Here is a 13,240-nt window from a genome sequence, read left to right as displayed (position 1 = left end):
GTTTTTCCATGAATGTCAGTCAGCTTGCGTTGGTTTATGGCGCATACCTTCTCGCTACTGCCAGCCCGGGCCCCAGCAACATGGCGATCATGGGCGTGGCGATGCGTGACGGCCGCTCACCCGCACTGGCGCTGGCGGCCGGGGTGGTGACCGGATCGCTGTGCTGGGCACTGTTGGCGGCGACCGGTCTTTCCGCCGTGCTGGCCAGGTATGCGCAGGCGCTGCGGGCCATCAAAATCGTCGGCGGCGTGTATATGCTGTATCTGGCGCTGCGCGCCGGCCAATCCGCATTACGGGCGTCTCCCGTCTCGACAGGGATAGCGGCAGGGGATGGCGGGCGATCTTATCGGAAGTTGTATCGGCAGGGCGTGCTGATGCATCTCGGTAATCCCAAGGCCATCATGTCCTGGATGGCGATCATGTCGCTGGGTTTGCGACAAGGGGCGCCTGAAGGTGTTTTACCGGCGATTATCGGCGGTTGTGCGTTGCTCGGCGTGACGATTTTCGGGGGGTATGCCCTGCTGTTCTCAACGGCGCCGATGATCGCGTTTTATACCCGGGTGAGGCGCTGGATTGAAGGCATGCTTGCGTTGTTGTTTGCTTGCGTGGGCCTGGAGCTGTTGATATCGCGGGGGTAATCACGCACGCCCGGCGTTAACCTGAGGAGAGAAGCGATGGTTTTTGGCATGCAGATGGTGGATGTCTTTGGCGCCGGGCCACTCGCCGGCAATCCGTTGGCGGTGATCGCGGGCGCCGGAGCGTTGTCGACGGAGGACATGCAGCGCTTGACGCGTTGGTTCAACCTGTCGGAGACGGCCTTTTTACTGCCGCCGACGCACCCGCAGGCGGATTACCGGGTGCGAATATTCACGCTGGATCGTGAAATGCCGTTTGCCGGGCATCCGACGTTGGGCAGTTGCCATGCCTGGCTCGCTATGGGAGGGGCGCCCAGCAACGAGACGGAGATCATCCAGGAGTGCGGAGCAGGATTGGTGAGCATTCGTCGCGCGGGCGGGCGGTTATGTTTTGCCGCGCCACCGTTGATTCGTTCCGGGGCGCCGTCAGGAGAGACGTTAGCCGACGCGTTGCGATTTTTGGGGATCGCGTCTGATGAGGTGCTCGATGCCGCCTGGATCGATAATGGCCCGGGGTGGCTGGGGATCCGGCTGGCCAGCGCCGAGCGGGTGCTTTCCCTGACGCCGGCGAGAAGCTGGCCGCGCAGAGTGGACATTGGCGTCGTCGGCCCACATGCTGAGGGTGACGCAGCCTTCGAAGTGCGCGCTTTTTTGAGCGATCATCTTGGCGCTATCGTCGAAGATCCGGTCACCGGCAGTCTCAATGCCTCCCTGGCCCAGTGGTTGTTCGCAAGCGGCGTGGTCAGCGGCGGATATATTGCCGCTCAGGGCCGCTGTCGTGGGCGCAACGGGCACGTGCATATCACCCGCGACGAGGGGGGCCGGATTTGGGTGGGCGGCAATACACGCACTCAGGTCGAAGGGCGGTTGCAAGGGATTGGCACGGCGTAGAACGCGTCGCCGCACTGCGTGCGACTGAACGGAATATCGATTTTCATCCGATAAGGAGTGAGCAGTATGTCTGCAACGGCCATCGATACCTTGAAAATGCTGGTGCGTTACAAAGCCTGGGCGAACGCCTTGACCTTTGACTGTGTGGCGGCCTTGCCGGCCGGTGAAGCCTTGCGGCAGCGGCCGACCCGTTTTGGCAATATGGTGCATACCTTGAATCATGTGTATGTGGTGGACGATATCTTCAGGCACCATCTGCAAGGTCGAAAACATGGCTACCTCGCGCGCAACACCGAGCAAACGCCTGCGCTTGACGACTTGCGGTGTGCGGTGGAGGAAATGGACCGCTGGTATATCGAACAGGTGGACAACTGGTCACCCGAGGCGCTGGCGCAGGTGGTGCATTTCGAGTTCGTCGGCGGGGGGGAAGGCCGCATGACGCGCCATGAAATCGTGCTGCATGTCGTCAACCACGCGACCTATCATCGCGGTTTTGTCGGCGATATGCTCTATCAGGTGCCCTTCGCCTCGCCGGCGAACGATTTGCCGGTGTTTCTTCGCGATCATTACCGCCGGGCGCCGTGAGGCGAGCGAGATAAATAAAAAAGCCAGACGCTTGCGCGCCTGGCCTGTTACGCGCCGGAACCCGGCGAGGTTGCGCCTCAGCGCATGGTAACGAACTCTTCCGCCGCGGTCGGGTGGATGGCCACGGTGTTGTCGAAGTCCTTCTTGGTGGCGCCCATCTTCACCGCTACCGCGAAGCCCTGCAGGATTTCATCCATGCCGAAGCCGATGCCGTGCAGGCCGACGATCTTCTCTTCCTTACCTGCGCACACCAGCTTCATGCGGCACGGCTGGCGGTGCTGCGTCACAGCGCTGTACATGGCGGTGAAGGAGGATTTGTACACCTTCACGTTGTCCGCGCCGAACTTCTCGATAGCTTCCGGCTCGGTCAGGCCGATAGTGCCGATCGGCGGGTGGCTGAACACCACGGTGGCGATATTGCTGTAATCCAGGTGTTCGTCCGGCTTGTTGTTGAACAGGCGCTCGGACAGGCGGCGGCCGGCGGCCACGGCGACCGGGGTCAGCTCTACCGCGCCGGTGTTGTCGCCCACCGCGTAGATGCCTTTGACGTTGGTGTTCTGGAACTTATCGACGTCAATGTAGCCCTGCTCGTTGGTCTTCACCCCGGTAACGCCGAGGTTCAGGTTGTCGGTCGCCGGTTCGCGGCCGATGGCCCAAATCAGGCAGTCGACGGTGAATGCTTTGCCGTTTTCCAGCTGCAGCGTCAGGCTGCCGTCGGCGTTCTTGACGATCGCTTTCGGCACCGATTCGGTGTGCAGGCTCGGCCCTTCGGTGTTCATCACTTCCACCAGGGTTTCGACGATCATCGGATCGAAGGTGCGCAGCGGCGCGTGCTTGCGCACGAACAGGTGCGTTTCCGCGCCCAGCGCGTTCAGCACGCCGGCGATCTCCACGGCGATATAGCCGGCCCCGACTACGGCGACGCGCTTCGGCATGGCGTCCAGCTCAAAGAAGCCGTCGGAGTCGATGCCGTATTCCGCGCCCGGAATAGCCGGGTGGCTCGGGCGGCCGCCGGTGGCGATCAGGATGTGGTCGGCGGTGATGGTCTCGCCGTTCACTTCCACGGTGTGCGCATCCACGAAGCGCGCGAAGCCTTTGATCACGTCGACCTTGTTCTTGCCCAGCACGTTATCGTAGGAATTGTGGATGCGGTCGATATAGGCGGTGCGGTTGGCGACCAGCTTCTTCCAGTCGAAGGCGTTGACGGTGGTGTCGAAGCCGTAGTCCGGGCCGTACTGATGGATGGCCTCGGCGATCTGCGCCGCGTGCCACATGACTTTTTTCGGTACACAACCCACGTTTACACAGGTGCCGCCCAGCTCTTTGGCTTCAATCAGCGCACACTTTTGGCCGTACATGGCTGCCCGGTTGATCGATGCGATACCGCCGCTGCCGCCGCCAATTGCTAGATAATCGTAATGTTTCGTCATCTGGGATTTCCATGAGTTGTGAATTTGAAGAGGGTAAGAGTTTAACGCCTGACCGGGGTTTGTCGCAAAGATTGCGTCGATGGCTGCGATAGGTGGACGCAGGGCGCGGCGAACCGCGCCCTGCTGGGGATTATTCCGGTACCACCCAGTTCACCAGATGGTGGCCGATGCCCGACGGCACCAACGTCTTGTGCAGCCACGGCAGCACGTTTTTCATCTGCTGTTCCAGCTTCCACGGCGGGTTGATGACGATCATGCCGGAGGCGGTCATGCCGCGCTGATCGCTGTCGGGTTTCACCGCCAGTTCGATCTGCAGAATGCGGCGAATGCCGGTGGCTTCCAGATCGCGCAGCATGCGTTTGATCTGCTGGCGCATCACCACCGGGTACCACAGCGCGTAGGTGCCGGTGGCGAAACGCTTGTAGCCTTCCTGAATGCCTTTGACCACGTCCTGGTAATCGGTCTTCATTTCATACGGCGGGTCCATCAGGATCAGGCCGCGGCGCGACAGGGGCGGCAGCTGGGATTTCAGCTGCTGATAGCCGTCGGCGCGCTGCACTTTGGCGCGCTCGTCTTTCTGGAATTCGCTGCGCAGCAGCGGGTAGTCGCTCGGGTGCAGCTCGGTCAGGTGAATTTTGTCCTGCGGGCGCAGCAGCTGGCGGGCGATCAGCGGCGAACCGGGATAGTAGCGCAGCGTGCCGGAACGGTTGAAGTTGTGCACCACGCTCATGTAGGCCGCCAGCTCTTCCGGCAGATCGTCGCGCTGCCACAGCAAGCCGATGCCTTCCAGGTATTCGCCGGTGCGCTCGGCGTGTTCGCCGCTGAGCTGATAACGGCCCGCCCCCGAGTGGGTATCCAGATACAGGAACGGCTTCTCTTTTTCCTTCAGCGACTCGATGATCAGGCTCTGAACGGTGTGCTTGAGCACGTCGGCGTGGTTGCCGGCGTGGAAACTGTGGCGATAACTTAACATGACGGGTGGCGGTTCCTTGTGCTCCGCAGACGGAGCATTCAATGCAATAAGGCTTATAATCTGCACAGTATAAACTGTCTGGCCGGGAAAAACCGGACTCCGTTGCCGCAGACGTTCACAGAAAGGGACAGGACGATGAGCAAACAGGCGATTTTGGCGAACTACCCCGACGCGGCGCGCTGGGCGTTCGGCGACGGCCCCGAGTTGGCCGACGAACTGTTGCAGTTGGTGCTGAGCGGGGAAAAGACCGCCACCTGCAGCTCCTATGCGAGCTATCGCCGGGAGCAAGCGCCGATGATCGGCGACGATAGCATTATTCTCGACGGCCGCGGCCAACCGGCCTGCGTGATCAAAACCCTGGCGCTGCGCCTGGTGCGCTACGACCAGGTGACCGCCGAGATGGCAGCCAAAGAGGGCGAAGGCGACAAAAGCCTGGCGTTTTGGCGCGAGGGGCATCAGGCGTTCTTTACCCGCGAGGGCACTTTTGCGCCGGACATGTGGCTGGTGTTCGAAGAGTTTGCGCTGGTGGAGATTTTATAGCGGCCCCAGCGCGGCCACCACCTGCTCGCGCAGCCAGCTGTGGGCCGGGTCGAGATGGGAGCGTTCATGCCATACCATCACCATGTCGTAACCCGGCATCTCCAGCGGAGCCGCGCAGGTGCGCAATTCCCCCAACAGTTCCCCCAGCATGCGCGAAGGCAGCATGGCGACCATATCGGATTTCGCCAGCAACGCGGGAATAAACAGGAAGTGCGGCACCGACATTACGACCCGTCGGGTTAACCCCTGTGCGGCCAGCAGCGTATCGATCTGGGTACGAAAACCGCCGCCATCTTGCGAAACCATCACAAACTCAAGCTGGCAGAACTGTTCGAGTGAGGGCGGCCGTTGCAACAGCGGGTGATCCCGGCGGCCGACCAGTAGGTAGTTCTCGTGAAACAGCGGCCGATGGCGCAGCTCCGCCGGCGCTTCTTCCCGGCTCAGAAAACCGAGATCGATCACCCCGTCCGCCAAATCGCGGCTCATGCGTTTGGGCGCCGCTTCGCGGATCGCCAGACGGGATTTCGGCGCCGCCAGCCGCAGACGGGGCAGCATCGGCAGCAAAATTGCGTATTCAGCGGCATCGGCGGCGGCCAGCTGCCAGGTGACTTCCGCCTGCCGCGGATCAAAGGGCTGCTCCGGCGCGACCAGGCGGCCCACATCGGCCAGCGTTTGGCGCAGCGGTGCCAACAGGCCGAGCGCGCGCGCCGTCGGCAGCATGCCGCGCGGGTTCGGCAGCAGCAGCGGGTCACGGTAGATCTCACGCAGCTTGGCAAGCTGAATGCTGACCGAAGGCTGGCTGAGATTGAGGCGCGCCGCCGCCCGCGTCACGCTGCGCTCGCTGAGCAACGCTTCCAATGTGACCAAAAGATTGAGATCGAGCCGCTTTAAATTGTTGATAACTATTCCCCGAATTAAATCTATCAATTTCAACTATAGCGCCGATCTCCCTACCGTGGAACGGACGCCGGAACAGACCGGTGAAACCGCAACGGAGAGGGGGACGATGATGAAATTGAGCGAATACGTGAGCTACGATGCGCTGGGATTGGCCGAATTGGTGCGGCGTGGCGAGGTCAGCGCAGCGGCGCTGCAACAGGCGGCGCGGGCCGCCGTCGAGGCGGTGAACCCGGCGATTAACGCGGTGGTGGAACACTGGGAACAGCCGCCGGAACAAGACGACGGGCCTTTGTCGGGCGTGCCTTTCCTGATCAAGGACATCGCCATCAGCATGGCAGGCAAGCGCGTTGAGCTGGGCAGCCGGTTGGCGCAGGGCAGCGTCGCCGCCGCCGACAGCCATCTGATGAGCAATATCCGCCGGGCCGGGCTGGTGACCTTTGGCCGCACCAGCATGCCGGAAATGGCGTTCAGCACCACCACCGAGGCCGTGCTTTACGGTGCAACGCGCAACCCCTGGAACCTGGATTTCAGCGCCGGTGGATCCAGCGGTGGCGCCGGTGCGGCGGTTGCCGCCGGTATGGTGCCCATCGCTCACGCCACCGACGCCGCCGGCTCGATTCGCGTACCGGCTTCGTCAAACGGGGTATTTGGTCTCAAGCCTACGCGCGGTCGGGTGCCGCATGGCCCGGTGATGGATGAGGTCTTCAACGGCTTTGGCGTCCAGCTGGGGCTCAGCCGCACGGTGCGTGACAGCGCCGCGTTGCTGGATGCGATGCAGCGTCCTCACGTTGGCGAGCCGTATTACACGGCGCCGCCGGCGCACAGCTGGTTATCGCAGGTGACGCGGCAACCGGGCAGGCTGCGCATCGGCATGATGACCGAGGCGTGGAACGGCGGAAAAACCGAGTCGAACATCGCCGGCGCCACGGCGGAAACGGCGGTGTTATTGGCGGCGTTGGGGCATCAGGTCAGCGAAACGGAAATGGCGATCGGCGTCAGTTGGCAAGAGTTGGTGTTCGCCAATGCGCAAATCTGGTGCGCCAATCTGGTTGGCTGGGTCGATGGTCTGAGCCAAGCGAGCGGACGGGCTATTTCAAGCGAAACGCTGGAGCCGGAAACGCTGGCCTGCTATCGCTACGGCCAGGCGGCCAGGGCGGTGGATATGGTGCGTGCGCTCGAGGTACGCAACCGGGTGACTCGCGCAGTCGGCGCCTATTTCCAGCAATACGACCTGCTGCTGACGCCGACGCTACCCGACCTGCCCTGGCGGCTTGGCCGTTATGGCGCGAATGCGGCGAATATGGACGGGCTGGAATGGACGGCGCATTTGTTCGATCATTCACCGTTCACCCCGGTATTTAACGTCGCCGGCGTACCGGCGATGTCGGTGCCGCTGGCCCAGGATGCGCAGCATAACCTGCCGATAGGCATGCAGTTTGTCGCCGGTTTTGGCCGTGAGGATCGGTTGTTGCAGCTGGCCGGACAGCTGGAACGCGCCGCGCCCTGGCATGGGCGGCGTCCGGCGATTTGGGCGGGGAATGCCGTTTAATAGCGGTAAAAAAGCAAAATATCCGCTATGTTGCCGAGAGGTGTTTGATGGCGGGCCGTCGGCTCGACGCTGCACCCTGGAGGCGATATGAGCTGCATTTTTTGCGATATCGTGGCGGGCAAGGCGCCGTGCCATAAAATCTGGGAAGACGACGACCATCTGGCGTTCCTGTCCATCTTTCCCAACACCGACGGCTTCAGCGTGGTGATCCCCAAGGCGCACCACCCGAGCTACGCCTTTGACCTGCCGGACGAGGTATTGAGCGCGCTGATGCTGGCGACCAAGCGGGTGGCGAAGCAGCTGGATCGCGCATTCGACGACGTCGGCCGCTGCGGCATGGTGTTCGAGGGCTACGGCGTCGACCATGTACACGCCAAACTGATCCCGCTGCACGGCACCGCGTCGCTGGCACAGTGGCGGCCGATCGAATCGACCTCGCCGAAGTTTTTCGCGCGTTACGAAGGCTATATCTCCTCCCACGACGCCGCGCGCGCCGACGACGAGCAACTGGCGGCGCTGGCCGCCCGCATCCGCCAAAGCGCCGTTTAAGGCACGAACGATCAACGCCGGGCATTGATTTTCCTGTTGTCTGGCTCCATGTTAGAGATTCATACGCATTTTAAGGCTCGCCCCCGCGGCGGGCCCCAACGCTAATCAGGACTGCCCTATGACAAATCCGTTGCTGACCCCGTTTTCCCTGCCGCCGTTCTCGGCGATCCGCCCTGAAGATATCGTGCCTGCGGTGCAATCCGCACTGGCGGACTGCCGCGCCGCGGTAGAGCGCGTGGTCGCGCAGCCGGGGCCGTTCACCTGGGATAATCTGTGTCAGCCGCTGGCGGAGTCAGACGATCGCCTGTCGCGCATCTGGTCGCCGATCGGCCACCTGAACTCGGTGAAAAACAGCCCGGAGCTGCGCGCCGCCTATGAACAGGCGCTGCCGCTGCTGTCCGAGTACGGCACCTGGGTCGGCCAGCACGAAGGGCTGTACCAGGCCTACCGCAGCCTGAAAGAAGGCGCGGCGTTCGAGGCGCTGAGCGTGCCGCAGCGCAAGGCGGTTGACAACGCGCTGCGCGATTTTGAACTGTCGGGCATCGGCCTGTCGGCGGATAAACAGCAGCGCTACGGCGAGATCGTCGCGCGCCTGTCCGAACTGGGTTCCACCTACAGCAACAACGTGCTCGACGCCACCATGGGCTGGAGCAAACTGATTACCGACGAAGCCGAGTTGAGCGGCCTGCCGGAAAGCGCCCTGGCGCAGGCGCAGGCGATGGCGCAGGCCAAAGAGCAGGACGGCTGGCTGCTGACGCTGGACATGCCGAGCTACCTGCCGGTGTTGACCTATGCCGACAACCGCGCGCTGCGTGAAGAGATGTACCGCGCCTTCGCCACCCGCGCCTCTGACCAGGGGCCGAACGCCGGCAAATGGGACAACAGCGAAGTGATGGCGGAAACGCTGGCGCTGCGCCACGAGCTGGCTCAGCTGCTGGGCTTCGACACCTACGCCGACAAGTCGCTGGCGACCAAAATGGCGGAGAGCCCGGAGCAGGTGATCGGCTTCCTGAGCGATCTGGCCAAGCGCGCCCGCCCGCAGGCCGAGCAAGAGCTGGCGCAGCTGCGCGCCTTCGCCAAACAGCACTATGGCGTGGACGAGCTCGACGCCTGGGACATCACCTATTACGGCGAAAAACAGAAGCAGCACCTGTTCTCCATCAGCGACGAGCAGCTGCGCCCGTACTTCCCGGAGCAGCGGGTGGTGGAAGGGCTGTTCGAAGTGGTGAAACGCATCTACGGCATCACCGCTAAAGAGCGTAAAGACGTGGAAACCTGGCATCCGGACGTGCGTTTCTTCGATCTGTTCGACGCTAACGGCGAGCTGCGCGGTAGCTTCTACCTCGATCTGTACGCCCGCGAAAACAAACGCGGCGGCGCCTGGATGGACGACTGCGTCGGCAGCCTGCGCAAGGCCGACGGCACGCTGCAAAAACCAGTCGCTTACCTGACCTGCAACTTCAACCGCCCGCTGGGCGACCAGCCGGCGCTGTTCACCCATAACGAAGTGACCACGCTGTTCCACGAGTTCGGCCACGGTCTGCATCACATGCTGACGCAGATCGATACCGCCGGCGTCTCCGGCATCAACGGGGTGCCGTGGGATGCGGTCGAACTGCCGAGCCAGTTTATGGAAAACTGGTGCTGGGAGCCGGAAGCGCTGGCGTTTATCTCGGGCCACTACCAGAGCGGCGAGCCGCTGCCGAAGGCCATGCTCGACAAGCTGCTGGCGGCCAAGAATTACCAGGCGGCGCTGTTCATCCTGCGCCAGCTGGAGTTCGGCCTGTTCGATTTCCGCATGCACTTCGAATACAGCCCGGAAAAAGGGGCGCAGATCCTGCCGACGCTGGCGGAAGTGAAGAAAATGGTGGCGGTGGTGCCTTCGCCGAGCTGGGGCCGTTTCCCGCACGCCTTCAGCCACATCTTCGCCGGCGGCTATGCGGCCGGTTACTACAGCTACCTGTGGGCGGAAGTGCTGTCGGCAGACGCCTACTCGCGCTTCGAAGAAGAGGGGATCTTCAACGCCGAAACCGGCAAATCCTTCCTCGACAACATTCTGTCGCGCGGCGGTTCGGAAGAGCCGATGGCGCTGTTCAAACGCTTCCGTGGCCGCGAGCCGCAGCTGGATGCTATGCTGCGCCATTACGGCATTAAAGGATAACCCGACACGTGAGCGTGTGTTTATTGTGTGAAGCAGGCGCCGATCCCGGCGCCTTGTCTGTTTTGGCGCAGCGCTGGCAACTGACGTCCGACGACGACGCGCTGATGGCGCTGGTACTGACCCCGCAGCGGCTGGAGCTGCGTAAGCGCGACGAGCCGAAGCTCGGCGGGATCTACGTCGATTTCGTCACCGGCGCCATGGCGCACCGGCGCCGCTTCGGCGGCGGCCGCGGCGAGGCGGTGGCCAAAGCGGTCGGCATCAAGGGCAGCTATCTGCCGGACGTGGTGGACGCCACTGCCGGGCTGGGGCGCGACGCCTTCGTGCTGGCGGCGCTGGGTTGCCGGGTACGGATGCTGGAGCGCAATCCGGTGGTGGCGGCGTTGCTGGACGACGGCCTGCAGCGCGGCTATCAGGATGCGGAAATCGGCCCGTGGCTGCGCGAGCGCCTGACGCTGCTGCACGCCTCCAGCCTGACGGCGCTGGTGGATCTCAGCCCGCGCCCCGAGGTGGTGTATCTCGATCCGATGTTCCCGCACAAGCAGAAAAGCGCGCTGGTGAAGAAAGAGATGCGGGTGTTTCAATCGCTGGTGGGCAGCGACGATGACGCCGACGGCCTGCTGGAGCCGGCGCGCCGTTTGGCGACCAAGCGCGTGGTGGTGAAACGCCCGGACTACGCGCCGCCGCTGGCCGACGTGCCGGCGCACGCCGCCACGCTGACCAAAAGCCACCGTTTCGATATCTACATGCCCCTGTAATGTCTGCCGGGCCCGCCGTGTCGGGCCCTCAGTTTTCCTCCCGCAAGCTTTTCCCCACGCCGCCGCCCGGATGCACCGCCAGCAAGGTATCCTTGTCGTAACCGCTGCGCGCCATCAGGCAGGCGCAGGCGGCGTCGAAGATCGCCAACACCAGCACAATTGAGGTGGTGGCCAGCATGTTCAGCGGATCTATCTCCTTTTGCACCCCGGTGGCGATCGTCAGCTGCGCCGCCTGCGCGATGGCGGAATGCGGGTTTTCCGTCACCGCGATCAGCGTCACGCCCTTGGCCTGCAGCGTCGGCAGCAGGCGGGTCAGTTCGTCGGAGTTGCCGCCGCGCGAGATCAGGATCAGCAGATCGTCGGCACGCAGAAAACCCAGATCGCCGTGCGCCGCGCCGGTGGCGTCGAGGTAGACCGCCGGCCGTTCCACGCAGGCGAGCATGTGGGCTATCTTGCGCGCCGCAATTCCCGAGGTGCCGACGCCGGTGACGGCGATTTTACCGCGGCAGTCGGCCAGCAACGCCAGCAGCCGTTGCCAGGTGCGTGCGTCGAGGCGCTCGCCCAGCTGCGCCAGCTCCTGGCTGTAGGTTTGCCAACCCTGCACGGCCTGCCGCCATTCCTGCTGCATCACGCCTCCTCCTGCATCAACCGGCGGTATTTCATGTGGTCGTTGTACAGCTCGTGGAATACCCGGTATTTGCGGTCGTAGTAGCTTTTTATCTGGTTGGTCTGCGGCGTGACCGTCTTGCCGATGCGGCTCATGGCGCTCATTGCCTCCGGCAGGGTGTCGAACACGCCCGCCGCCACGGTGCCCATCATGGCGCCGCCGAGCAGCATCGCTTCGCTCTCCTCCGGCAACAGCATGGCGCAGCCGGTGGCGTTGGCGTGCTCCTGCACGAAGATTGGGTTCTTGGTGCCGCCGCCGCTGGCCATGATGGTGTCGATGCAGTAGCCGCTGTGGTTCATGGTTTCGATGATGTGGCGGGTGCCGAGCGCGATGGCCTGAATGGTGGCCAGGTAGTGCAGCGCCATGTCCTCCGGCGTGCGCGACAGCTTCAGCCCGGTCAGGATGCCGGTCAGCGTCGGGTTGGCGCGCGGCGAGCGGTTGCCGTGGAAATACGGCAGCATATGGATGTCCTGCGTCAGGAAGGCGATATTCTCCGGCTCGCCGGCCATGCGGCGCAGAATGGCGTTCAGCACCTCATAGATGGTCTGCCCCTGGGTTTTCGCCTGCGCCAGCAGCTCTGGGTAGCACGGGTGCGACTGGATGACGTGGTCTATCAGTGCGCCGGTGGCGGACTGGCCGCCCTCGTTCAGCCAGTATTCCGGCAGGATCGCCGAGTAATACGGCCCCCAGACGCCGCCGATAAAGCGCGCGGTGCGCGACATCGCCATGTGGCCGGTAGAGGTGCCGCCGATCAGCGCGACGCGGCGGTTGAAGTCGGCCACCTCACCGGAGACGCCGGTGGCGCCCAGCGTGCCGAGGGTGCCGGCGTGGGCGTCGATGATCGACACGCTCACCGCCGTGCCGGCGATCAGCCCCATCTCGCTGGCGGCGCGCTGGGTCAGGCCGTGGCCCAGTGGCTCGCCCATCATTTTGACATCGCTGCCGATCTTGGCCGCGTCATGTTCCAGCACGTCTTCCAGCCCGATCTGCTGGAAGTAGCTCTTGTCCCAGCGCTGTTCGTGGCCGAGATAGGTCCACTTGCACACCGTCGAACACAGCGAGCGGGTGGCGTCCTGGGTAGCGCGCCAGGTGAGGAAGTCCGGCAGATCGAACAGGTAGCCGGCGTTGGCCCAGGTGGTGGGCATGTGCTGTTTCAGCCACAGCAGTTTCGGCGTCTGCATCTCCGGCGAGATAATGCCGCCGACGAAGTCCAGCACCCGATGTTTGGTGGCGTTGATGCGCTCGGCCTGGGCGATCGCCCGGTGATCCATCCACACGATGATGTTCTGTTCGGTGCGGCCAGAGGGGCTGACGGTCAGCGGCTTGCCCTCTTTATCCAGCACCACCAGCGAACAGGTGGCGTCGAAGCCCAACCCCTTGACCTGGATCGGGTTGATGTCGGCCTGGTTGACCGCGTCGCGCACCGCATTGCACACCGCCTGCCAGATATTATCCGACGACTGCTCGACGAAATCCGCCTTCGGCCGGTACAGATCGATGGCCCGGCTGGCCTGGCCGACCATGCGGCCGTTGAGATCGAATACGCCTGCGCGCGCGCTTCCGGTGCCCACATCTACGCCAATAAAATAGCTCGCCATTATTTTC

The 13,240-nt window shown here is 63.3% G+C and carries 13 protein-coding genes; 8 read left to right on the top strand and 5 right to left on the bottom strand.

Going from position 1 to position 13,240, the window contains the following annotated elements; genetic code table 11:
* The first annotated feature begins 8 nt into the window (after window positions 1-8).
* The 3 genes from QDT79_RS03415 to QDT79_RS03405 all read left to right on the top strand — a co-directional run bounded on the left by QDT79_RS03415 (window position 9) and on the right by QDT79_RS03405 (window position 2,111).
* Window positions 9-638, top strand: a complete 630-nt coding sequence (locus QDT79_RS03415) for a LysE family translocator (protein ID WP_308316206.1) — start codon at window positions 9-11, stop codon at window positions 636-638.
* 36 nt (window positions 639-674) lie between these two features.
* The gene (locus QDT79_RS03410; protein WP_063991763.1) at window positions 675-1,526 is read left to right on the top strand and encodes a PhzF family phenazine biosynthesis protein; all 852 of its coding nucleotides are present in this window, start codon (window positions 675-677) and stop codon (window positions 1,524-1,526) included.
* Window positions 1,527-1,592: 66 nt separating this feature from the next.
* Window positions 1,593-2,111, top strand: a complete 519-nt coding sequence (locus QDT79_RS03405; RefSeq protein ID WP_063991762.1) for a DinB family protein — start codon at window positions 1,593-1,595, stop codon at window positions 2,109-2,111.
* Between the two features lie 77 nt (window positions 2,112-2,188).
* On the opposite strand, the gene gorA is transcribed toward QDT79_RS03405, so the two are convergent.
* Window positions 2,189-3,541, bottom strand: coding sequence for a glutathione-disulfide reductase (gene gorA / locus QDT79_RS03400; protein ID WP_063991761.1), 1,353 nt, complete (start codon window positions 3,539-3,541; stop codon window positions 2,189-2,191).
* Window positions 3,542-3,671: 130 nt separating this feature from the next.
* A complete protein-coding gene (locus QDT79_RS03395) occupies window positions 3,672-4,514 on the bottom strand; it encodes a 23S rRNA (adenine(2030)-N(6))-methyltransferase RlmJ (RefSeq protein WP_063991760.1) in 843 nt (280 codons plus the stop codon).
* Window positions 4,515-4,649: 135 nt separating this feature from the next.
* Between QDT79_RS03395 and QDT79_RS03390 the strand changes: the two genes are divergently transcribed.
* A complete protein-coding gene (locus QDT79_RS03390; RefSeq protein WP_063991759.1) occupies window positions 4,650-5,054 on the top strand; it encodes an ASCH domain-containing protein in 405 nt (134 codons plus the stop codon).
* On the opposite strand, the gene QDT79_RS03385 is transcribed toward QDT79_RS03390, so the two are convergent.
* A complete protein-coding gene (locus tag QDT79_RS03385; protein ID WP_033649404.1) occupies window positions 5,049-5,954 on the bottom strand; it encodes a LysR family transcriptional regulator in 906 nt (301 codons plus the stop codon). The two genes, QDT79_RS03390 and QDT79_RS03385, sit on opposite strands and share 6 nt — an antisense overlap.
* 106 nt (window positions 5,955-6,060) lie before the next feature.
* Between QDT79_RS03385 and QDT79_RS03380 the strand changes: the two genes are divergently transcribed.
* The 4 genes from QDT79_RS03380 to rsmJ all read left to right on the top strand — a co-directional run bounded on the left by QDT79_RS03380 (window position 6,061) and on the right by rsmJ (window position 10,968).
* Window positions 6,061-7,503: an amidase gene (locus tag QDT79_RS03380; RefSeq protein ID WP_233221942.1), complete on the top strand. Its 1,443-nt coding sequence runs from the start codon at window positions 6,061-6,063 to the stop codon at window positions 7,501-7,503.
* 87 nt (window positions 7,504-7,590) lie between these two features.
* Window positions 7,591-8,052: an HIT family protein gene (locus tag QDT79_RS03375; protein WP_308316205.1), complete on the top strand. Its 462-nt coding sequence runs from the start codon at window positions 7,591-7,593 to the stop codon at window positions 8,050-8,052.
* 118 nt (window positions 8,053-8,170) lie between these two features.
* Complete coding sequence (gene prlC, locus QDT79_RS03370; RefSeq protein ID WP_063991757.1) at window positions 8,171-10,213, top strand: oligopeptidase A; 2,043 nt, start codon at window positions 8,171-8,173, stop codon at window positions 10,211-10,213.
* Between the two features lie 8 nt (window positions 10,214-10,221).
* Window positions 10,222-10,968, top strand: a complete 747-nt coding sequence (gene rsmJ, locus QDT79_RS03365; RefSeq protein ID WP_308316204.1) for a 16S rRNA (guanine(1516)-N(2))-methyltransferase RsmJ — start codon at window positions 10,222-10,224, stop codon at window positions 10,966-10,968.
* Window positions 10,969-10,996: 28 nt separating this feature from the next.
* Here the strand turns inward: rsmJ and QDT79_RS03360 are convergent, their stop codons facing one another.
* The gene (locus QDT79_RS03360; protein ID WP_060433490.1) at window positions 10,997-11,596 is read right to left on the bottom strand and encodes a KpsF/GutQ family sugar-phosphate isomerase; all 600 of its coding nucleotides are present in this window, start codon (window positions 11,594-11,596) and stop codon (window positions 10,997-10,999) included.
* On the bottom strand, window positions 11,596-13,233 hold the full coding sequence (locus tag QDT79_RS03355; protein ID WP_063991755.1) for an FGGY-family carbohydrate kinase: 1,638 nt from the start codon (window positions 13,231-13,233) through the stop codon (window positions 11,596-11,598). Before QDT79_RS03355 ends, QDT79_RS03360 begins: the two co-directional genes overlap by 1 nt.
* Between the last annotated feature and the right edge of the window lie 7 nt (window positions 13,234-13,240).

Origin of the sequence: Serratia marcescens (assembly GCF_029846115.1) — a bacterium.
Classification (GTDB): Bacteria; Pseudomonadota; Gammaproteobacteria; order Enterobacterales; family Enterobacteriaceae; genus Serratia; species Serratia marcescens_L.
The sequence above is the reverse complement of the archived record's forward strand: the minus strand, read 5'-3'. Positions and strand labels throughout refer to the sequence as shown.

What these genes read in the sequence shown, in the direction of transcription:
- prlC (WP_063991757.1), top strand. Translation starts at nt 8,171, where the DNA reads ATGACAAATCCGTTGCTGACCCCGTTTTCCCTGCCGCCGTTCTCGGCG.
- QDT79_RS03410 (WP_063991763.1), top strand. Translation starts at nt 675, where the DNA reads ATGGTTTTTGGCATGCAGATGGTGGATGTCTTTGGCGCCGGGCCACTC.
- QDT79_RS03380 (WP_233221942.1), top strand. Translation starts at nt 6,061, where the DNA reads ATGATGAAATTGAGCGAATACGTGAGCTACGATGCGCTGGGATTGGCC.
- QDT79_RS03390 (WP_063991759.1), top strand. Translation starts at nt 4,650, where the DNA reads ATGAGCAAACAGGCGATTTTGGCGAACTACCCCGACGCGGCGCGCTGG.
- QDT79_RS03360 (WP_060433490.1), bottom strand. Translation starts at nt 11,596, where the DNA reads ATGCAGCAGGAATGGCGGCAGGCCGTGCAGGGTTGGCAAACCTACAGC.
- QDT79_RS03375 (WP_308316205.1), top strand. Translation starts at nt 7,591, where the DNA reads ATGAGCTGCATTTTTTGCGATATCGTGGCGGGCAAGGCGCCGTGCCAT.
- QDT79_RS03395 (WP_063991760.1), bottom strand. Translation starts at nt 4,514, where the DNA reads ATGTTAAGTTATCGCCACAGTTTCCACGCCGGCAACCACGCCGACGTG.
- QDT79_RS03405 (WP_063991762.1), top strand. Translation starts at nt 1,593, where the DNA reads ATGTCTGCAACGGCCATCGATACCTTGAAAATGCTGGTGCGTTACAAA.
- gorA (WP_063991761.1), bottom strand. Translation starts at nt 3,541, where the DNA reads ATGACGAAACATTACGATTATCTAGCAATTGGCGGCGGCAGCGGCGGT.
- QDT79_RS03415 (WP_308316206.1), top strand. Translation starts at nt 9, where the DNA reads ATGAATGTCAGTCAGCTTGCGTTGGTTTATGGCGCATACCTTCTCGCT.
- QDT79_RS03355 (WP_063991755.1), bottom strand. Translation starts at nt 13,233, where the DNA reads ATGGCGAGCTATTTTATTGGCGTAGATGTGGGCACCGGAAGCGCGCGC.